This window comes from Sphingobium mellinum, from assembly GCF_037860795.1.
GTDB lineage: Bacteria > Pseudomonadota > Alphaproteobacteria > Sphingomonadales > Sphingomonadaceae > Sphingobium > Sphingobium mellinum.
The window spans coordinates 1-20,138 of the sequence record NZ_JBANRK010000029.1 but is presented as its reverse complement, the minus strand read 5'-3'; the positions used below and the strand labels follow the sequence as shown (position 1 = coordinate 20,138).

At 59.2% G+C, this 20,138-nt stretch carries 13 protein-coding genes and 4 pseudogenes; 4 read left to right on the top strand and 13 right to left on the bottom strand.

Annotated features, from left to right (window positions below; all coding sequences use genetic code 11):
- Positions 1–231 (top strand): hypothetical protein (locus AAC640_RS17365; RefSeq protein ID WP_340268548.1); only part of this gene is annotated, 231 nt, incomplete at its 5' end.
- A 147-nt stretch (positions 232–378) separates the two neighbouring features.
- Here AAC640_RS17365 and AAC640_RS17360 read toward each other — a convergent pair.
- The 5 genes and pseudogenes from AAC640_RS17360 to AAC640_RS17340 form a co-directional block, all read right to left on the bottom strand.
- Positions 379–1,629 carry an MFS transporter gene (locus tag AAC640_RS17360; protein WP_340268546.1) on the bottom strand — a complete coding sequence of 417 codons (1,251 nt, stop codon included), beginning with the start codon at positions 1,627–1,629 and terminating at the stop codon, positions 379–381.
- A 187-nt stretch (positions 1,630–1,816) separates the two neighbouring features.
- Positions 1,817–2,578, bottom strand: a complete 762-nt coding sequence (locus AAC640_RS17355; protein WP_340268544.1) for an NADPH-dependent F420 reductase — start codon at positions 2,576–2,578, stop codon at positions 1,817–1,819.
- A 437-nt stretch (positions 2,579–3,015) separates the two neighbouring features.
- Positions 3,016–5,211: a TonB-dependent receptor gene (locus AAC640_RS17350; protein ID WP_340268542.1), complete on the bottom strand. Its 2,196-nt coding sequence runs from the start codon at positions 5,209–5,211 to the stop codon at positions 3,016–3,018.
- A gap of 98 nt (positions 5,212–5,309) precedes the next feature.
- Complete coding sequence (locus AAC640_RS17345; protein ID WP_340268540.1) at positions 5,310–5,822, bottom strand: nuclear transport factor 2 family protein; 513 nt, start codon at positions 5,820–5,822, stop codon at positions 5,310–5,312.
- 330 nt (positions 5,823–6,152) lie between these two features.
- Positions 6,153–6,390: pseudogene (locus AAC640_RS17340) on the bottom strand (transposase); the annotation flags it as partial.
- 65 nt (positions 6,391–6,455) lie between these two features.
- Here AAC640_RS17340 and AAC640_RS17335 point away from each other — a divergent pair.
- A pseudogene (locus AAC640_RS17335) lies at positions 6,456–7,059 on the top strand (type IV secretory system conjugative DNA transfer family protein); the annotation flags it as partial.
- 44 nt (positions 7,060–7,103) lie between these two features.
- On the opposite strand, the pseudogene AAC640_RS17330 reads toward AAC640_RS17335, so the two are convergent.
- The 8 genes and pseudogenes from AAC640_RS17330 to AAC640_RS17295 all read right to left on the bottom strand — a co-directional run.
- Positions 7,104–7,424, bottom strand: a pseudogene (locus AAC640_RS17330) (TonB-dependent receptor plug domain-containing protein); the annotation flags it as partial.
- 247 nt (positions 7,425–7,671) lie between these two features.
- Positions 7,672–8,658, bottom strand: a complete 987-nt coding sequence (locus tag AAC640_RS17325; RefSeq protein WP_340268538.1) for a HupE/UreJ family protein — start codon at positions 8,656–8,658, stop codon at positions 7,672–7,674.
- Positions 8,655–9,557, bottom strand: coding sequence for a peptidyl-prolyl cis-trans isomerase (locus AAC640_RS17320; protein ID WP_340268536.1), 903 nt, complete (start codon positions 9,555–9,557; stop codon positions 8,655–8,657). Before AAC640_RS17320 ends, AAC640_RS17325 begins: the two co-directional genes overlap by 4 nt.
- A gap of 46 nt (positions 9,558–9,603) precedes the next feature.
- Entirely contained in the window at positions 9,604–11,562 is a 1,959-nt protein-coding gene (locus AAC640_RS17315) for a DUF3604 domain-containing protein (protein WP_340268534.1), read from the bottom strand.
- A gap of 286 nt (positions 11,563–11,848) precedes the next feature.
- Positions 11,849–13,765, bottom strand: coding sequence for a DUF3604 domain-containing protein (locus AAC640_RS17310; RefSeq protein WP_340268532.1), 1,917 nt, complete (start codon positions 13,763–13,765; stop codon positions 11,849–11,851).
- A gap of 166 nt (positions 13,766–13,931) precedes the next feature.
- Positions 13,932–16,682, bottom strand: coding sequence for a TonB-dependent receptor (locus AAC640_RS17305; RefSeq protein WP_340268530.1), 2,751 nt, complete (start codon positions 16,680–16,682; stop codon positions 13,932–13,934).
- A gap of 175 nt (positions 16,683–16,857) precedes the next feature.
- Complete coding sequence (locus AAC640_RS17300; protein ID WP_340268528.1) at positions 16,858–17,904, bottom strand: FecR family protein; 1,047 nt, start codon at positions 17,902–17,904, stop codon at positions 16,858–16,860.
- Entirely contained in the window at positions 17,901–18,467 is a 567-nt protein-coding gene (locus AAC640_RS17295) for an RNA polymerase sigma factor (RefSeq protein ID WP_340268526.1), read from the bottom strand. The genes AAC640_RS17300 and AAC640_RS17295 overlap by 4 nt, the downstream gene beginning before the upstream one ends.
- Before the next feature lie 369 nt (positions 18,468–18,836).
- On the opposite strand from AAC640_RS17295, the gene AAC640_RS17290 reads away from it, so the two are divergent.
- Both AAC640_RS17290 and AAC640_RS17285 read left to right on the top strand, forming a co-directional pair.
- Positions 18,837–19,832, top strand: coding sequence for an IS481 family transposase (locus tag AAC640_RS17290; RefSeq protein ID WP_340268525.1), 996 nt, complete (start codon positions 18,837–18,839; stop codon positions 19,830–19,832).
- A 73-nt stretch (positions 19,833–19,905) separates the two neighbouring features.
- Positions 19,906–20,067: pseudogene (locus AAC640_RS17285) on the top strand (transposase); the annotation flags it as partial.
- Positions 20,068–20,138: the final 71 nt, after the last annotated feature.

Below are 20,138 nucleotides of genomic sequence, written 5' to 3'. Positions count from 1 at the left end.
CAATGGCCGGTTTTTACACCGCCGCGCTCAGCAAAACGCCGGCGCTCCATTGGCCTGGTTTGTCACCGCCATGCACACGCTGCTGTCGGCGTTAACGCGATCACCGTCATGCCGCTGAGCGCCGATCCGGCAGAAAAGCTTGAGGCGATGTTTGGGCCAGTAATGGACACTATCCGAAACATCGAACCGGCAGCGATAGGAAGCCTTGATCGCATTTCATCCGGAATTTAGATTTCTCCGGTCTGCAGACGTGCGCGCCACTGAGCGCTCGTCCCGCAAAATCACGCCGGCGTTTGCCCTTTTCCTCAAACCTTCTCCCGGCGACCGCCTCTGGCCGACCGGCAAACGCCGATATTCCTGCAGACGGGAATCCTGTGTTTAAGCCGCCGTCGCGATCGACGACTTTTGCTTGCGTCCTACGAAGATCATCAGCCCAGAGGAAAGGCTGGCGACGGCGACCACGCTCGCGGTCATCAGGAAGGGCAGCCGGTATCCATCGGCGTGATCGAACAGGAAGCCGACCAGCGGCGCAAAGCTGAAAATGAAAGGCAGGACGATCGCATAACTGATCCCCATCGCGCGGCTGACACTCGCAGCCCCGACCAGCCTGCTGAGCGCGGCACCGTGCAGTGTCGTGACCGGAACTACGCATATTCCCATCAGCGCCGCGAGCGCGAATAATGGCAAGCCTGCAACCTGCAATAGTCCCCACCATAACAGCGCCTCGCTTAACGTCGTGAGCGCGATGGTGGCGGGAGGGCCGATGCGATCGGCTATCCAGCCCATAAGCAAAGTACCGACAATTCCCGCGCCAGCATAGACGGAAAGCAGGCCCGACGCTGCCTGCAGGGACAAATCCCGCTCCATGCCGAAAGGAACGATATGGACGAGGAACGCCGTGCCGGATCCTGATATCACGCCGATCACGATCGACACCAACCAGAAAGGTGGACTCGCCAGAATTTCGCGCGTCGATAGCGGCCGATCCGTGACAGCATCCTGGGCGGGGCCGCCTTCCGTATCCGTATTCGCCCCAGGAGCGACATGCCCCATTCGTTCCGGGCTTTCCACGATCAGCAACAGAACGGGGATCAAAAGGAGGAAAATGGTCGCGATCCCCCCGAGAATCGCAAGCCGCCCATACAGCGGAAGAAGCTCACCGACGATGAAAGGCGTCAGAAACAGGGCGATCGGCAGATTTACGATGCTGAGAACCTTGCCCTGGCCGGAGGTGAACCACCGGCTGATCAGTGTCAGCGGGCCCAATATCGCCAGAAGGCTTACGCCCGTGCCAATCAGGCCAAACGCGATGAGGGCGAGACCGAAAGAGGGAAGCAGGGCAAGGCCAAGATAGCCAAGGGCGCTAAGTACCGCGCCGCCGATCATCGCGCTGCGCACAGGGACTTTTTGCAACAACCCTCCCAAAAAGGGAGACAGGCCGCCTACTGCCAGCATGATGAGGCTCATTCCCGTTGCCGCGACGGCGCGAGTCACGCCGAAATGCTGTTCGGTACTGGCTAGTAAAGGCCCGAATGATCCGAAGGCAAAGCCGGCAGCGAGAGTTTGCACGAGAAAGCACGGCAGCACCACTCTCCATAACGAGAATGGGCGGACTGTTCGTGTATGCATCGGAATCCTCTCGATGTTCGGCGGCTACGTAAACTCACAGGCTTGCGATGCTGCTCTAGAGCCAACAGCTAGATATGATTTTCCCAAAACGCACCCTGCGCACGCCCCAGTCCTACCGCGCGACCGACGGTGAAGTTATGGGGAATCTGCCGTCCTGACATGGCAGATCAGCAGTTCGCCCACGGTCCTACATGAAGACAGCGCGATTCAGCGGGACCAGGAAATCAGTGTCGGGATTGCTTTTCGCGTCGCCAACGCGTTCGTGCGCCACTGCGGCAACTAATTCGCGACGAACGGGAAGACGCGCTTTTTCGGCTGTAGGCAAGGCGACGGCCATTTGTTCTTTCCTGAGATCGGTGCAATAGACGGGCGATCCCGGCTGCTGCCGCCAGGAGTCTGCGATCGATCCTGCGTCGAATGGATCGAACCCGGTTTCGTCGACAAGACGCATCGCCACGTCTTTATCGCCCGGCCGATCAGCCGCGACGGGAATAGCGATGCGGTCGGGACTGCCCGGGGCCTTGCCATATTCGCCAAAGGAGCGCGCACCAATCGCGTTCCACGCCTTGGCGACCGGCCGGCCCAACTGCTCCGCTACCCAAAGGCTTTCGACCTGTCCCGCCTCGATCGCGTCGATCGCGCCGTCACGCGCCGGATAATAGTTGGAGGTGTCGATGACCACCGTTTCTTCCGGCACGCCTGCGAGAACGGGCCTGACCGTCGAAAGGCGCTGAAAAGGAATAGAGAGAATGATAACTTCCGCGCCCCGGACGGCGTCCTCAGCCGTCGCCGCCCGGGCGCCGGAGGCAAGTATCTCCGCATCAATCGTCTCGGGGCCACGCGAGTTCGCGACCGTGAGGGCATGGCCGGCTTTGGTCAGTTCGCGGGCGATCGTCTTTCCGATATTGCCAGTGCCCAGTATTGCTATCTTCATGATCCTGATTCCCATCGCTTGCATATTGAAACCGGCAATAGCACGTCATCTGTGCCTGGATATAATCATGGACGGACCGAGATATCTACGAATTAGCAGCGTCAAGATCCGAGTAGAATACTATTATTATCCGAAATCGTCATAACATCGTCGAGGGCGCGACATAAATAAGAAAAATATTAAATTTATTCATTGCCAAATAGTCCATGGATACATCCAACCGAAACTCCAAATTCGGCTCATTTTTATTCTTACGTTGCTTCTTATAGCGCCGCAGAAGAGAGCGGATTATCCTCTATTCGCCTTCTATTTCTACATTTCCCTGCCACGAAATAATTCCAACTGCCTTGAAAGCACTCGGGTCCGGGCGCGCCGTACATCCCTGTGCCCTGTGGATATCGAGACATCAGATATCCACAGGGCATTGAGACGGCAATCGCCAAGGCAATTCATTAGAAAGAATATTCCATGCGCAGGCCATAGGTCCGCGGCATGCCGGCGTTATAGCCGGTTCCGAAAGGCACGAGCGTTTGCCGACGCGTGACATATTTCTTGTCGAACAGATTGTTGACGTAGAAACCAACGCGGAGGTTCATGCCAGGAGGGCTGACATAACCCGAAGCATTCGCTAGAAACAGCTTCCCGTCCCGATCATATTTCAGATTGCCGCCAGCGCCGGGCTGGTAGTCGATCGAGGAACGATAAGTTGCCAGACCTGAAAGCGACGCCGACCATTCGCCAACATTAAATTCGTAATTGGCGCTGAACGATCCTGCCCATGTCGGAGACTGCGGCGGCGCCGTGCCGGTGAGGTTCGTCACCGCCGGGTCGCACGGCACCATGCCGGGGGTGCCGGGAACATAGCAAGCCAGACCAATAACGCCGTTGAAGGGCTTGTATCGCGGATGTTGCCATGCGCCGGTGAGCCCCAAATTCAGACCTTCCATCGGAATGATCTGGGCCTCGACTTCGACGCCGTAATTTTCCAGGTCAGCATTCGAGGTGGTGGTGCCGCCCTGGGTGACGTCCCGTATCGTCTGTGCCTGCAAGCCCTTGTTTTTGAAATAGAAGGCGGCTGCATTCAGGCGCAGCTTATTGTCCAGCATAGACTGTTTGATGCCTATTTCATGGCTGGCGATCTTTTCAGGCAGAACGACCGCTGGCGGCGAAGTCTGGGAATCGGGGTAGCCGCCCGCCTTAAAGCCGCGCGTATAGCTGTAATATATGTTGGTCGGACCATTGTCCCACGCCAGCACGAACCGCGGCGTGAACGCACGCTGCGCTACACGCAGATCGACGCCCCATGGAGCCCCAAACGCCGCGCCCTTCATGCCGCGCTCGTCATAGGTGTAACGACCACCAACGGTGACTTTGAGTTCGTTGGTGAGCTTATAATAGCCTTCCAGGAAAGCTGCATAAGAGCTTGTGTCACCGGAGTTCAGGAAGCCAACGGGGGTGCTGTCGTCGCGGAGATTGCCGCTTAGAAAAGCTGCCCGGAAATGACGCTTGTCGCGCAGATAGCTGACGCCGAACAGATATTCGAACCGGCCGCCCAGCGATGACGCCACCTGAAGGTCCTGCGAAAACGTCTGTCCTCCGACATCCGCGCCGACATATTCGAACAACGGCAATGGCGTGTTATCGGAGTCGCCGGCGTTATGGACCGTCTTTTGGCGGCGATATGTTGTGGTGCTCGACAGCTGGAAGCTGTCGAAGTCAAAGCTCATCTTGAGCGTGGCACCATAAAATTTGGTGTGGGTAGGCCGCGTGAAGGATTGATTCTGCTGCTCATAGAACCCGATCGTGGGATCGATCGTGCCGGGGGGGGCAACGACACAGCCCAGACAGCTTTCGTCGTAGCGGCCGATTGTGCTCGTTTTCGTAAGGGTATTGCGGAGGTCGTAATATTCGCCTCCGAGCACGATATCGGCAGTTCCCTGGTTCCAGCGCAGCTTTGCCCTTACGCTGTAATTTTTTTCCCAACCGTTCTTCTCACCCGTGAACACGTTACGGATGAAACCGCCATTATGCTTGTAGCCGCCGGAGACGCGCAGGGCGAGATCCTGGCCAAGCGGCAGGTTGATCATGGCGTTCAGCTGCTGGTGATCGATGTTGCCGACTTCTCCACGCACCCGGCCCTCCAGCTTATCCGTCGGATCGGCGCTGCTGATGATGATAACGCCGCCTGACGCATTGCGACCGTACAGCGTGCCCTGCGGGCCGCGCAGGACCTGAATGCTGCCGATATCGAAATTGTCGAGGAATTCGTTCGCAGTGATGGTGTTCGTCAGATAGGCGCCATCTTCATAAATCGCGACCGGACTTTCCAGGCCTGCCGCCGTGAAAGCTACACCAAGACCGCGAATATTGGGTGAAAAGAACCCGGCGCTGACGGTGAAGTTTGCGCCAGGCGTCACCGATGCGATATCGGAAATCTTGGAAAGGCCCAGCTTCTGCACGCTTTCGGCCGTAACCGCAGTCACCGCGATCGGCGTGTCCTGCAATCTTTCCGACCGGCGTTGCGCCGTGACGACGATGTCGGCCGCGCCGCTACTAGTCGCGCTATCCGTCGCTGCCGGCGCCTGGGCGTAGCTCGCCGAACTGAGCAGGCCTCCAAGCGCAATGGCAATAGGTCCCAATTTATTCATTATATCCTCTCTTTATTCTATTCTTCAGTTTGTCTCATCACGATTATGGCAAACTGCGCAGAAGCGGTATGAAATCCTCCTAGAAACAATAATGTTATTTAGCGAGCCCTCACCAGCGTTCTGCTTAACTTCATCGACTTTATGAGCCAGTAATCACCATACTTCTCGTATGTTTCATGATAATGGCCCATACCATTCATGTATCTCATCGGCTGGCCTTCCGAGAAATACACTTCGTCCTCGAAAGGCCATATCGCTTTCGCCGTCGATTCGGTCAGAATTTCGATCGTGGGATTGAAGAGCTTGTGAACAAGAACGTTATACTCGGCCATTGCCCGGGCAACTTCGGCAATGTTCTTTGCTCCTATGACAGGCCAGGCAATTCCATTTTCCACGGACTGGAGAAGTTCTAGGCTGAATTCGCTCCCCGTCCGAACCCACTCGCCCGTTTTTGGGTGGCGCGCGGTCATCGCATCAGTTTCGTCGAACACGGCATCATCGGTGAACAGCGAGCCAAAGCCGTCCCAGTCCTTGGTGTCGACGCAATAGGCATATTTGGCCTTGCACTGCCTGACCCCTTCAATAGCCAGCAGGCGATCCAACGGGTTCATGCAATTATCCTCGTTACACAGTTGACCAGCGCCATCCGCCCGACGGACGATCGAGCATGGCCAAATGAGCCATATGTTTATGGAAGCGACATACCGAATTGCTATCGACAGGAAGATCACCTGTTCCAGCAGCCCTGCTCACACCCCTTTCCATCGGGCCGCATGACCGCAGGCTCCATTGCGCTTTACCATCCACCTGACTGTCCAATCTGTCAATAGAACGAACGTCCTTTTTTTTAGCCGAACGCTAACGCCCAGCCCTATTTGGGGGAGAATGGTTGGCGCCCACCCGTTTCTACCGCGCACAGGCGGGCTCTGCTGGGGATCGTTTTTTAGAACGTCCCTGTCCTCCCGGAGCACACGGTTCTCCAGGCGAAGCCGTTCATTCTCCCGCGCAAGATCAGCCTGCGGTCGCGGATACCAGGTCTGACGGACGATAGTGCGACACTCATTTGTTCTGGGTCGACTTGCCAATCCCCAAATCCGACGCAACCCGTTTGCGCGGCAACCTGCTGGTCAGCGCAATGCGCACCGCCTCCTGCTTGAACTCTTCACTATGCTTGATCATCTCGTCGGTCTCCTTGAACGAACCTTAAAATCGCAAGTGACCGGCACAAAACCGGTACAAGTCCAGAACTGCCTGACAATGGTGGCCACGTGCCGGTGCTCATTTTGCTCGATGAGTTCGCCCGCCTCGGCAAGGCACCGGTCATCGCGTCGGCTTTTTCCTACGTTGCAGGCTACGGGCTTCGCCTGTTGCTAGTCATCCAGAGCCGGTCCCAGCCCCACGGTATCTATGGCGTGGACGTCACCGACGAGATCATTGCCAACTGCGGGCTGGAGATCGTATTCACACCCAAGGAGCTGAAGGTCGCCAACGAACTGTCCGAGCGGCTCGGCTTTTTCACGATGAACGTCAAATCGAAAAGCCGGACAATTCCTGGCCTGCTCGCCAACCGCAGCGTATCGGAATCAGACCAGCGGCGCGCGCTGATGATGCCCCAGGAACTGATGCAGATGCCCAAGGGCGACCTTCTGTTGATGCGCGGCGGCATTCCGCCCCGTCAGGGCCCCCAAGATCGAGTATTTCCGCTCGAAGCGCTTCACGAGCCGGATCAGTGACCCGCCCAAGGTCGCGCCCCGCCCGATCGCAATCAACGCCGTGTCGTCCGCCGCCAATTGGGCAGGCGGGGCGAACCTTAGTGATCCGTTAGCGCAGGCCCTTACAGCGACCGGTCTTTGAAGCCTGTCCATCGTCTTGAACATCACCGTGCCGGCCGCCGAAAAGTCGCCGACATCGGCAAAATAGGGGCCTTTGCGATAATCGATCCGTTCGACCAGTTCCGGGATCAGGAAGTTGAGATCGAGATAGCCCTGCCCATGGCCGTGGCTGCGCATATTGACGGGCACGCCGTCCACGAACGCGGCGAAATCGGTGCCATGATCCAGATTGAAGCCGCGCAGGAAATATTGGTTCGCCTTGCCAGTGCCGCTATGCTGGGTGGCGATCACACCGGGCACATTTTCGACCAGTTCGCCGACGCGGGACAAGGGCTTGTCCTCGAAATCACGATAGCCAACGACGCCTTGCGATCCGGAGATCGCGGAGCCGATCTGGGGAAGGGAACGGCCCTAGACGATGATGTCATGATCGTCGTCCCGCACCTGATCCTGTGCCGCGGCCAGGGGAGAAGCGGCCAGAATCATGATCCCGGCGAGTGTCGAAATATGACGACCCAGGATAGGGCGCCCTTGGGATGGCTTCATCGATCGCATGCTCCGGGAGTTCGTTGCCTCTGCGCGGCGCGTGTCGGCGCGCGGCTTGTCATTCTTGCGCGATCCTGCAGGATCAGCCGAACAGGGCGACCGTGCGTTCGGCCAGCCAGTAGGAGGCGAGCGTTCCGACGATCGCCGCGCTGGCATGGCGCACGATGACCGGCGCATCGGCCCGCAGACGCAGATACGCCGAGGCTTTGCGCAGGATCAGGTACAGCGCGATCGCGGCGATCACGAAGATCAACTGGCCGATCTCGACGCCCAGATTGAAAAACAGCAGCCCGGTGACGAGTTCGGTCTGGGGCAGGCCAATCTGCCCCAGCACCGCGGCAAAGCCAAAGCCATGGAGCAGGCCGAAGCTGCTCGATACGGCGATGGGATAACGCCAACTCAGCGTATCGCGCGGCCCGTTATAGATTTCCACGGCCAGAAAGACGATGCTCAGCGCGATCGCCGCTTCCACCGGCGGCACCGCCACCTCGACCCATCCCAGCGCCGAAAGCGCCAGCGTCACCGAATGCGCCAGCGTGAAGCCGGTGATCGTCAGCAGGATGCGCCGCAAGCCGCCGGCCAGCCACAGCAGGCAGACCAGGAACAGCAGATGGTCATAGCCCATCAATATATGTTCGATACCCAGACGAAGATACTGGCTCGCGATCCCGGCCGTGCTTTCCGGCTGCGGCAACGTGACGCTGGTTTCGCCGGGCTTGAGCAACAGGGACCGGGCTTCGCCCGACGCCCAGATGATCCGGACGAGTCCCGGCACCGATGGCGCCGAACCGGGATAGACCAGCCGCACGTCGCCGCCCAGCCCATGCGGACACTGGTACAGATCGGTTCCATGATCTTCCCGACCGGCGATGCGCTTGCACCGCTGGTCGATCCGCACGCTGGGCGCGAAACGGTCGGGGAAAGAAGGCGGCAACCGGAGATCCACGGAATAGAGCGCGCCGCCCGTCTGCCGTATGTTGATCAGTAGCGGGAACGCATCATGGGCACCGGCCGGCAAAATCCCCGCCAAAAAACACAAAAGGGCTAATAGCAGGCGGGGCCAGCTCATTTGGCCATGCGCTTTTGCAGGTCGCTGTCGATATCCACCTTGAACTGGGCAATCAGGCCATCGGCAAAGGCTTCGCGGCGGGCGGCCATGGCGTCCTTCGCCGCATCCTCGGCGACGATTGCCCGCACCTGTTCGAAAGGCAGGAGACGGCCGGCATCCTTGCTTGCGATCCGCACGAGATGAAAGCCGTATTTCGAGCGCAGCGGCCCCTGCCAGCGTCCGCCCTGCGGCGCCATTGCGAGCAATCTCTCCGCAAAGTCCTGACCGAAATGGCTCTCGATGATCTCGGGGGTGCGTTCGATATAATCATTGAGGTAGAGGAAGCGATCGCCGGGGTGATTGCGCGTCTGGTTGCCGCCCGCGTTCAGCTTGGCCAGCGCATCGGTCGCCAGCCTTTGCGCGCCCTCCCATCCATGCACATCGGCGCTGAAGAAGATATGAGAGAAACTGATCGACGGCGCGTCGACATAATGATCGCGATGCGATTCATAATAGCGTTTCAACTTGGCTTCGTCTGGCGGATCGTCCTGCGCCGGTGATCCTTCGGCCAGATATTCCAACGACTGGACCAGCCGCCGCCGCATCACATAATCATTCTTGTCGAGGCCCAGGCGCAATCCTTCGCGATACATCGCCTCTTCGCGGACCATGTCCTTGACCATGGCGGCGACTTCCTGCGGCGACATCTGGTCCAGATATTTTCCGGCCCCCCGTTCATTGAATGACCGCGCGCGAAGCTGCATGAATTGCAGCAGCCTGTCACGGTCTACTTCGATCACTCGCGAGGCGGCAACGTCCTCACCCGGACTGACCAGCGCGTGCACGCAGAAAAGCGAAAGGCCCGCGAGCAGGAACCAGACAAGCGGTTCGCGCCGGACGCGCGTGACGATATTATTCATGCCTCTGTACCTGCCCCAATCCGCAAAAGTCTCGTGCCGCCGTGGGTCAAGGCGTATACCAGATGGGTGAGCTGAAGGCTCGGTCCTGCACGACCATCGGGATGTTGGCGGGCATCTTCACCTTGAAGAAGGCCGCGTCATAGGCGGTCCAGCGGGGTTTGGGGATTTCGAGCACGCGCACATAGTAGAAGGCGCGCTGGCCAGGGTCGAAATCCGGATCGGTCCATACGGTGGCCAGCGCGGCGGCGCCGATGCTGTTGGTGTAAGAAGCGTCGGCCAGATTCACCGTGCTGCCGACTGCCGATAGCTTGCCGGTCTTCGGATCGACCCTGCGGCCGCCCGATACAGCGACGTCGTATATTTTCTCGTGCGTGACACCCTTGGCGTCGACCCAGCCCTTGATCACCTGGGCGCGATCAAGATTGGCGTCGTCAGGGTCCTTCGCCGCAGCGATCATGAACATCGGCGCCCTGGCCCCACGGCTGCGCGTCAGGTCGCCGCCCATCGGCACGCCCTTTTCATAGCCGAGGTGCACATAGTCGGGCCGCTGTACGTCGGACTTCGCGAAGTGCCACCCGCCAAATACGCGCAATTGAATGCGCGAGCCCGTGGTCGCATAGACTTCCCGTCGCCGGATCGCGTCGAATATCGATGCGCGGGTATTTTCCTTTGCCCATACCGCTGCAAGCCCCGATGCCCCGATCTGCCAGTTCCACTGCGTTATCTTCGTTTCCGCCAGGGGCAAAGCATAGCGGCGGGCAGACGGCTCGGAACTGGGCAATTTCCCGAAAAAATTATCCTCTGCCGTGGTCGACACGCCGATATGCGAATCGGTGCTGCCGATCATGCCGAACTTGAACGGATTGGCGCCCAGCTTCTGCTCGTGGAGCAGTCCGTCCTTCAACGCCTTGCGCGCATATTCATATTGCAGCATCGCAGGCGTCTTGCGGACGGCACCCTGAACATTGGTGGTATCCCACAGTTCGAAACCGGCAAATTCGTCGGATGGGGACAAGGTCGGATGGGTCTCGCTGGTGCCCTTGGTCTGCGTGACCTCATAGACCGGCTCCCACCGCGCTCGCTCGCGCGCATAAGAGGCGGTGAACGGCTGGCCCGTAAAAGTCTGCGGCGTGAACATGCGGCCGTTGCTCAGATTGCCATTATGGGGAATGGCCAGGACCTGTCCGCCCGTCTTTGTCTCATAGGACTTGAGATAGGCCCATAATTTCTCCGGGTCCGTGCTGTCCATTGCCGAAAATGGCACGACCTGAAGGGCCTTGTCGGCGCCATCCCGGAAAATGACGTTGCGGTGCAGGTTGTCGCCCCCAGGCGTGGAACTCCATTCATAGCCGATGAGAGCCGTGAAGTGGCCCGGATCATTGAACCGGTCAGCGGTCCTCACGACATCCTGCCAGATCGATTTCACCAGCGCTGCAGGCTCCGGCGAACTGGACCCGCCCGCACGAAGGATGCCGAAAAATTCGTTCATCGCCGTTTTGACATCGCCGGCTTTGAGCAAATCGCTCCAGCGCTTGCCCTGTTCCCAAGGGCCTTCGGTGCTGCCGCCCTTGGCCAGCCGCGGGAACACGCCGATATATTCGGCGTGATCGGCGACCACGAGGAAATCGAGCGGACGGCGCAGCTTCACGTGCAGACCACTCGTGCCGGCCACTTCCTCGCCCCTTGCCAGCCGGTAGGCTTCAGCCGGACTAACCGTGGTATTGCCGAAACCAAAAGCGTCAGCCGAGTAATTGGTGTGGAGATGGGTGTCGCCCCAATAAAGATTGGTGTCTTCATTGGCAAAGCGCACCGGTGGAGAATAGGCCGGCGCAGCCGAACCGCCGGGTATCTCAGCCGCCGTTCCGGAGATCGTTTGCGCAGGTTCGGCCAGCAACGCCTTGCCACCGACAAGCAAAAGCCCGCCCGACACGGCCGCCAAAGTCGCCCATTTTGCGCCCCTCGACACTATCTTGCGCGTCCCCGTCACCTCGTCATCCTTTCCCATCGTGTCCAAACCGACGAACGACCAGACCCGTCAACAGCCCAAACTGCCCGTTCGACAAATGAGTGCGCCCAAAACTCGTCAGGAACGACCTTGGCACAGGTCGCCGTCAGATTGCCCTCCATCCCCTTAAACACCGTCATGAAACTCGACTAAACCTTTGACTGGTAGCATCGGGGAACATGAGCCCGGCAAAGAGCAACCAGACGAGCCGCTCGCGACGCAAGCGGTTAATGATATATGCCATATTTGTCGCGATGCGCCGAACTGACTGGGGTGCATTGTGCCATCACTTTCGGGGATTATACCAGATGGGCGAGCTGAAGGCGCGATCCTGCACCGTCATGGGGATGTTGGCAGGCATCTTCACCTTGAAGAACTGAGCGTCATAGGCGGTCCAGCGCGGCTTTGGGATTTCGAGCACACGCACATAATAGAAGGCGCGCTGGTTCGGGTCGAACGCCGGATCGGTCCAAACGGTCGCCAGTTCGGGCGCACCGATGCTGTTGGTGAAAGTCGCATTGGCGATATCGACCGTATTGCCTACCGGCGGGGCCTTGCCGGTCCTGGGATTGACCTTGCGGCCGCCGGACAGCGCGACATCATAGATTTTCTCATGCGCCTCCCCCTTCGCATCGAGCCAGCCCTTGATGACCTGAACCCGGTCGAGATTGGCGTCGTCGGGGTCCTTGGCCGCCGCGATCATGAAGCTTGGGGCCTTGCCCCCCGCCTGACGCGTCAGGTCGCCGCCCATCGGCACACCCTTTGCATAGCCGATATGCGCGTAGTCCGGCCGCAAGACGTCGGATTTCGCGAAATTCCACCCGCCAAACACCCGTACCTGTATCCGCGAACCGGTGGTCGCATAGACTTCGCGCCGTTTCATGGCGTCGAAGATCGCCTCGCGCGTATTTTCCTTCGCCCACACCGCCGTCAGGCCCGATGCACCCAGACGCCAGTTTTCCCTGACATTCTTCACCGGCGCCATGGCGCGGCTGTATCGATCAGGTGAAGGCTCTGAATTGCGCCACTGCCCGATGAAATTATCTTCGCTCGTGGTGGTGAGGCCATTATGCTGGTCGGTGCCACCGACCATCCCGAACTTGAACGGGTTCACCCCCAGTTTCTGCTCAAATTGCAGCCCTGCTTTCAGGGCCGGACGTGCATATTCAAAAGGCAGCATCCAGGGCTGCTTGGCCGTCTGCGTGAAATTGCCGAGATCCCAGATTTCGAAATCGGCGAACTCGTCGGTCGGCGACAGGGTCGGATGCGCCTCGCTCGTGCCCTTCATCTGGGTAACTTCGACCACCGGCTCCCACCGCGCGCGTTCGCGGGCATAGGCGGCGGTCAGCGGCTGGCCGGTAAAGGTTTCGGGCGCGAACATGCGCCCGTTGCTAATATTGCCATTATGGGGGATCGCCAGCACCTGACCACCGGTTTTAATCTCATAGGCCCTCAGATACGCCCAGAGCTTTTCCGGATCCGTGCTGTCGATGCCAGAGAAAGGCACGACCTGCGTGGCCCTGGCCGCGCCGTCGCGAAAGATCACGTTGCGATGCAGATTGTCGCCATTGGGCGTCGACGACCATTCATATCCGATAAAGGCGGTGAAGTGGCCGGGATTGTTGAAGCGATCGGCGGTCTTAGCAACATCCTGCCATATCGACTGGGTAAATTGGGCAGGAATAGCGACCTTTTCATGAAATTGCGTGTAAATGGCCGCCAGCTTCTTGGGATCGCCCGACTGCAGGAATTCGCTCCACTGCCGGCCCGGCTGCCAGTCGACCTTCGCGCTATCGGCCTTGGCGAGTTTGGGCAGTACGCCCAGATATTCGCCATGATCGGACACGACTAGAAAATCGAGGGGATGGCGGAGCTTGGCGGGCACGCCGCTCGCGGCCACGATCTGCTCACCCATCGCAAATCGAAAAGCCTCTTCGGGTGTGGTGGTGGCCCCGCCCAAGCTGATGGCGTCCATGGAATTGTTGGTGTGAAGATGCGTGTTGCCCCAGTAAAGGTTCATATCCTCATTGGCGAAGCGTACGGGCGGCGAATAAGGTTGTTTAGCCGGATCGGGAAAGACAGACCCGGCTTCGCCGGCTGCGCTCGCCATCGGTTCCTTACCGCCGGTAAACAGCAATCCGGCGGAAATGGCCGCACAAGCGACCCAGGCCCCGTACATCGCAACCGTCTTGCGCTTTGCCATGGAAATTTCCTTCAATCCTACAAAAGGCCTCCGGGGTGCCCCAATCGAAATCACTGACCCCGCTTCTGTAAGGTCCGCTGTAAGGTCCGCTATTTTTATTGGGGTCCTGATACTATGCTCTCATTCCCATGGCAAAAGCGTGCTCGCATCGGCTACGTGTCGCTGATTACTGTCCGAACGCGACGGTGAGCCGGAGCATGATTTCCCGACCCCGATTGAGGACGGCATATGTGTCAGCCGGGGTGAAGGCGGTTGGGGTGCCGGACGCCGTCAATCCCGTGAACTGCAACTGCTGGCCACTGGCCCAATAATATTTCTGGGTCAGGTTGCGGCCGATCAGCGCCACTTCCCAAGCGCCCTTGGCGTCGCCGATCCTCGCGGTGGCGTCCAGCAGGGCACGCTTGGGCGAGATCAGGAGCGGGTTGATGGCGGCGTCGGTCGGCACGCTGCTGGCGAAAGTGACGTCGGTAGAGAGGCCGAGCTTGAGCGCCGAGCCAAGCGGGGTTTCGTAGCTGGCGCCCGCATTTCCCGACCATTCAGGCGCGTTGACGAGTTGCTGCCCGGCCAAATTCTGGTTGTTGCCGGTCTCGCCCGGCAGGATCGGGCGGGCGTTGCCGCCGCCAACCGCCCGGAAGTTACAGCCTTGTCCCTGCGACTGTCCGCGCCAGCAGGGTCCGAAATAGCTGAGATAGCGAGCGCGATTATAGTTTATGGCGCCTCTGAGCGTCAGCCCTTCGATCGGCGAGCGATAGTTTATGTCGAACTCGATGCCCTTGGTCCGCACGCCGCCAGCGTTTCGAATGGTGCCGATGCCATTCTCGAACGCTGTGATCTGGAGGCCGCCGACCTTATAGTTGTAGACTGACAGGTTGGTGCGCAGCGCGCCCGCGAACAAGGCCGCTTTCACTCCAGCTTCAAAGCCCTTGATCGTCTGCGGGCCGTAATTGAGTGGCAGCCCGGGCGTTGCCGTGCTGCCATTGAAGCCGCCCGACAGGAAACCCTTCTTGAACGACCCGAACAGGGTCAGCCTCTCCGTGGGCCGGTAGGTGGCCGTAAGTTCCGGCGAGAAATTGTTGAAGGAAACCTTGCGCACCGGTGTTGCATAGGGAGCCACCGGATTGACGCGCGAAAGGGTCAGATCCGCAAGCGTGACGGGAAGCGACTTCTTCTCGTGCGAATAACGTCCGCCCGCCGACAGTTCGAGTTGCGGCGTCACGTCCAGGCGGGCCTGGCCGAACGCCGAATAGGCGACGCCATCCTGAGCGGCGAACGAATGGACCAGTTCTCGCGGGTCGCTCATATTGTACATGGCGTGGGTGAAGATCGATGAGCGCGTGTCCGAGTAGATGCCTCCGACGGTGAAATTCAGCGGCCCATCAAAGCTACTGCTCGCGCGAAGTTCCTGCGAAATCTCCCGGTTATAATAGGTCAGGAAAGACGGAAACTGCGGCAGGCCGAAACTGCCGAACTGCCCGATGGGAACAACCGGATATGTCGCAAATTGATCGACGTTCCTGAATTTGGCCTGGTAGAAGCCAGTTACCGAGGTCAGGTCGATCGCATCGCTAGGCTTGTAGTTGAGTTCCAGCCCGACCAGAATCTGGCGCTGCTTCGAATAGGTATGGCCATCGCCGAAGGCGGGTTCATAGGGTGTGAAGGCGGTGCTGACATTATCGGTGCGATTTATCCGCCGGTCGGCCTTGCAGTCGCTGACCACGCCGGCGAGCTGCGACCTTCCGGTGGGACAGTTGACAACCTGCGCATTGCCGCTGGCGGCAGCACCCTTGACCGTGCCGTACGAGACTTTGAGGCGCGCGCTGAACGCATCGCTCGGATCGAATTTCAATGTTCCGCGCATATCGAATTCACGACTGCGGGGGCCGAATCGATGGAAGGGCGGACTGATGCTGTCCGCTGGCACCACGCTCTTGACCCAGCCACGCATATCCGAACCGTAGACAGCGAGCCGTGCGCCGAGCGTGTCCGTCAGCGGACCGGACACAAAACCTTCTCCACGCCACTCCTGCGCGTTGAACTCATAACCAACCGACGCCTTGGCCTGGAAATTTGGCGTCGGGTCGGCCGTGCGCAGCGAAATGATGCCGCCGGGGCTGTTTTTGCCGAAGAACAGCGATTGGGGTCCCTTGAGAACCTCCACCTGCTGAAGGTCCATGAACGCCAGGCGGCGAACGCTCGACTTCGCCACCTGCACGCCATCGATGTTGAAGGACACCGCCTGGTCGCCGAGCGGATTGGTGTCGGGACCGGCCACGCCACGCAACGCGATCGTGCCGCCCTGGGCGCCGCCGCCAGCGCCGGCGATCGTCAGACCGGGCACCAGTTGGGACAGCGCGTCGGCGCTGTTGATCCCGCGCCGCGTGAGTTCCGCACCGCTAACCGCCGTCAATACGACGGGGACCGCTATCGACGTTTCGTCGCGTTTGCGTGCGGTGACTATGATGTCGTCAACGGGCAAGGGGGGCGCCTCGCGCGCGGCGGTTCCTGCGGACTGGGGAACCATCTGAGGCGCCGCAGGGAAAAACGCAGAGGTAATGTTCTTCGGCTGCGCTCTCAGGATGACATAGGCCCCATTGCTGCCACGGTTGTAGACAAGGCCACTGCCCCGCAACAAGCCGTTCAGAGCCTGATCCGGCGTCATCGTGCCGCGTATGGATGGTGAGGTTTTCCCTGCCGCGAGGGCGGGAGGGACAAACACTGAGATACCTGTCCTGCTCGCCAGTTCCAGCAGTGCGACGTCTAAGGGTCCGGCGGGGATCGAGATGGTTTGCGATGCCGCCTGCGCCACTGCTGGTTGCACGATGCACGCAGCGGCCGCGATGCCCAGCGTCAGCGCCAACCCGGAACAGGCGCTTGCCAGCCCATTACTCCAACGATCCGATACAGTTTTGTGAGACACATGATTCGACTGCATGCGCTGATCTCCCCTGATATTATCAATTATTAGGGCCACCCAGGCGGGCGTCCCCTGAGAAGGGACTGTGCCGCTTAGAAAATATTCCATGTTTGTCGAAAATTTTTTGCAAGCTACTAATTAAATGCAATATTTCTTTACGGCCACCCTCTCCTTCCGTCTATCTTTTGGGTCGAACCATGATGCCCATCGGGGTGCGATCTATCTGTAGCGGAGCCGTCGCCTCGAGACCGGACAACAGGGTTGCGGTCTGATCGGCGCGCACTGCCATTGTAATTCTCATTTCGCCGAGGCTTCCATCGGCCAGGACGATCTTGTCGACGCGATAACGGTTCACCTCCGCCACCACATCTCTCAGTCGGGCATTACGATATATAAGCAGCCCTGTCCGCCAGAGCGCCGCATTGGCGGGATCGAAACGCTCGATCGAACCGATGCGCCCGTCCAAAGCGGATACGACGCGCTGACCCGCGATTAATAGGACGCCGCCATTTCGCGTTGCCGGGTCAGCAAGCGGTGCGACGCTCACGACGCCCCTCGCCACCGACACCCGCACATCGTCAGGAGCGCGATCGACATCGAACTGCGTACCGATCACCTGAATATGCGTCGCCGCTGCAAGGACGGTAAACGGCTTTGCCGGGTTGGAGGCGACATCGAACCAAGCCCGACCTGCGACAAGTTCGACCCCGCGACGCCCCTTGGAAAATGTTGCCCTGATCGCGGAGTCCGCCGCTAGCGTGACCCGCGTGCCGTCAGAAAGCGAGATGGTCCTAATTTCCCCAACAGCCGTTCGATAGGCTTGGACGGTGGGCGTATCGAAAAATTCCAAACGCCAGATCCCCAACGCCAGTAACAGCGATGCGGCCAACGCCATCATCGCCGCGATCGCGCCACGCCGCCCGGACAGGGAAGCAAGCCTGCTCGAGCGACTTTCAAGCGCGACGATGTGGCTTGCGGGTTCGTCGTCGCACGCCTCAGTCGAAACAATGGTCTGGACGCCAGCGAAGATCATATCGCGCCAGATCTGTTCCAGATTGCGATAGGCTAGGACATTGATGGTCGAGTGATCCAGCCAGGAAGAGAATTTCGCTCTGCCTTCGTTGGTTGCCTCACCCGAATATAAATAGGCCAACCAGCGCACAGCTTGATCCGGCGGCGCGCCGGCATCGTCTCCGGAAGGAAGAATATTCGCTATATCGCTCATTTATCCTCCGTCGATCCATTGGCGACCGCTGCCTGGATGGCGACCATGGCCGCGCTAAATTGCCGTGAAATGTCGGCGCTGCTCCAGCCTGTTTCCGCCGAGATCCGGGCATAGGTCTGGCCTAGAAAGCGGCTCCTCTTGATGATTTCGCGTTGCTTGTCCGAAAGCCTTTCCATGGCTTGGGAGAGCAGGGTTAATTCCTCTCTTCCCTCATAGACGCGATCGGGCGTAATTTCTTCCAGGGCGTGACCGGTGCGTTGAAGTTCATGATTCGTAAACGCGTCAGTACGCTTAATCCATTTGATCTCGTCGAGCGCCACATTGACCGCCGTGGCATAGAGATAGGGTTTGATTTTTTCGATCCGTTGGATGTCTTCAAGCGCGGCCAGTTTGGTGAAGGCTATTTGCGCAATATCTTCAGGCGACGGCGGCCCACCACCATAGTGCCGCCGCAACCAACCCACTAGATTGCCTACATGGTCACGGTAAAGCCTATCAAGAAAGTGCCGCCGGTGGCGGCCGAGCGATGTAGGCATAGCGCCATCGCTCAACTTATCAGGCACCGATCACTCCTTTGCCCCCAACGGCCATATGCGTCTTTTTTTGCCACCTTCGGCCTATGCCATCTTTTTCGGCAGAGAGGCAATTAAATCGGGTCAGATGGGGTGATTGGGGCTCAGCCCCGAGTCGGTGGGGTGGTTGCTCCTCGCAGATGGTAAGACGTGGTCCATATCGAGCGGCCACAACCATGAGGAGAAGCAACCATCTGGACTTGTAACGGTTTTGTGCCGGTCACCTATCTCACTATGCCACTTTGGCTTCGAACGCGAGCGGGCTAGCTGTCTGGTTGCGACACATCATTGGGACATGGTAAGTAGCGCTATCGCGGATCACGCGTGGCGCTTTGCCGCTTTTGCTGATGAGGTTTCGTGATGGTGCAGATACATCCCCAGGCCCGAACCACGCCTGTTGTGCGGGCGGAAATCGCTCGTTCTAGCGAGCCCGCCAGTGTTCTCGCAAAGCGCAATGGCATCAGCGACGAAACCGTCCGCAAGTGGCGCAGACGCGGCGAGCAGGCGGTCCAGGATTGCTCAAGCCGGCCTAAGCGCCTGGCTTGGTGCATGACCGAGGAAGAGCGCGCCATCATCTGCGCTGTGCGCAGGTCGACTGGCTTCGCCCTGGATGATCTCACCTTCGTGCTCCGGCACTTCCTGCCACACCTCAATCGCGACAGCATCTATCGGGTGCTTAAGGCCGAGGGTCTCAACCGCCGCCCACCCAAACCCACGACGCAGCCGCGCAAAGGGCAAGGCCGCTTCAAGGACTATGATCTGGGCTTCGTCCATATCGACGTAAAACATCTGCCCAAGCTGCGCACCGGAGACGGTGAAATCCGCAAGCGCTTCCTCTATGTGGCCATCGATCGTTGCTCACGGTTCGTCCATCTCGACGTCTACGACGCCGAGAATGCCGCCAACGCTATCACCTTTCTCAATGCCGCCAGGAAGGCATTCCCTTTCCGCATCACCCATGTCCTGACCGACCGGGGATCCTGCTTCACCGCCGACGATTTTGAACGCACTTGCGCCGAGATCAAGGTCAGTCATCGCAAGACAAAACCCTATACACCCCAGACCAATGGCATGGTCGAGCGCTTCAACGGCCGCATCGCCAGCGAGGTGCTGGGCATCAACGTCGCCGGCCACGCGGATCTCGAAATCCTGCTGGCCGGCTTCAACCGCGCCTACAATCGACGACGACAGCGCGTGCTCCAAGGCAACTCACCACGCCAGAAGGTGGAGGAACGGATCGCGCAGGCACCCGCGCTCGCCAATCCTCTTTACAAGCTCACGGCGCCAGACGATCTTATGGCCAAAGTCGACGACATCCTATATTATGCCAATGATGTGTCGCAACCAGACATCTAGGCCGTAAACTCATAAATTAGCTTGAGGATTGTTGGTTTGCGTGATTCAGGAGCCTCCAGAATTGGAGGGTTTGATGGCACGACGGCGGTATGAACTGACAGATCGGGAATGGGCGATTATCGAGCCGTTGTTGCCCAACAAGCCACGCGGTGTGGCCCGAGTGGATGATCGGCGTGTGCTTAACGGGATCATGTGGCGCTTTCGCTCGGGAGCCACATGGGCCGAAGTTCCTGAGAGCCCGTCTTGAATCTCATGCGTAACGAGCGATGCGCCTGATGAGGACCAGGGCAGCGGCGGCGTAGAGGA

What these genes read in the sequence shown, in the direction of transcription:
- AAC640_RS17360 (WP_340268546.1), bottom strand. Translation starts at nt 1,629, where the DNA reads ATGCATACACGAACAGTCCGCCCATTCTCGTTATGGAGAGTGGTGCTG.
- AAC640_RS17355 (WP_340268544.1), bottom strand. Translation starts at nt 2,578, where the DNA reads ATGGGAATCAGGATCATGAAGATAGCAATACTGGGCACTGGCAATATC.
- AAC640_RS17350 (WP_340268542.1), bottom strand. Translation starts at nt 5,211, where the DNA reads ATGAATAAATTGGGACCTATTGCCATTGCGCTTGGAGGCCTGCTCAGT.
- AAC640_RS17345 (WP_340268540.1), bottom strand. Translation starts at nt 5,822, where the DNA reads ATGAACCCGTTGGATCGCCTGCTGGCTATTGAAGGGGTCAGGCAGTGC.
- AAC640_RS17325 (WP_340268538.1), bottom strand. Translation starts at nt 8,658, where the DNA reads ATGAGCTGGCCCCGCCTGCTATTAGCCCTTTTGTGTTTTTTGGCGGGG.
- AAC640_RS17320 (WP_340268536.1), bottom strand. Translation starts at nt 9,557, where the DNA reads ATGAATAATATCGTCACGCGCGTCCGGCGCGAACCGCTTGTCTGGTTC.
- AAC640_RS17315 (WP_340268534.1), bottom strand. Translation starts at nt 11,562, where the DNA reads ATGGGAAAGGATGACGAGGTGACGGGGACGCGCAAGATAGTGTCGAGG.
- AAC640_RS17310 (WP_340268532.1), bottom strand. Translation starts at nt 13,765, where the DNA reads ATGGCAAAGCGCAAGACGGTTGCGATGTACGGGGCCTGGGTCGCTTGT.
- AAC640_RS17300 (WP_340268528.1), bottom strand. Translation starts at nt 17,904, where the DNA reads ATGAGCGATATAGCGAATATTCTTCCTTCCGGAGACGATGCCGGCGCG.
- AAC640_RS17290 (WP_340268525.1), top strand. Translation starts at nt 18,837, where the DNA reads ATGGTGCAGATACATCCCCAGGCCCGAACCACGCCTGTTGTGCGGGCG.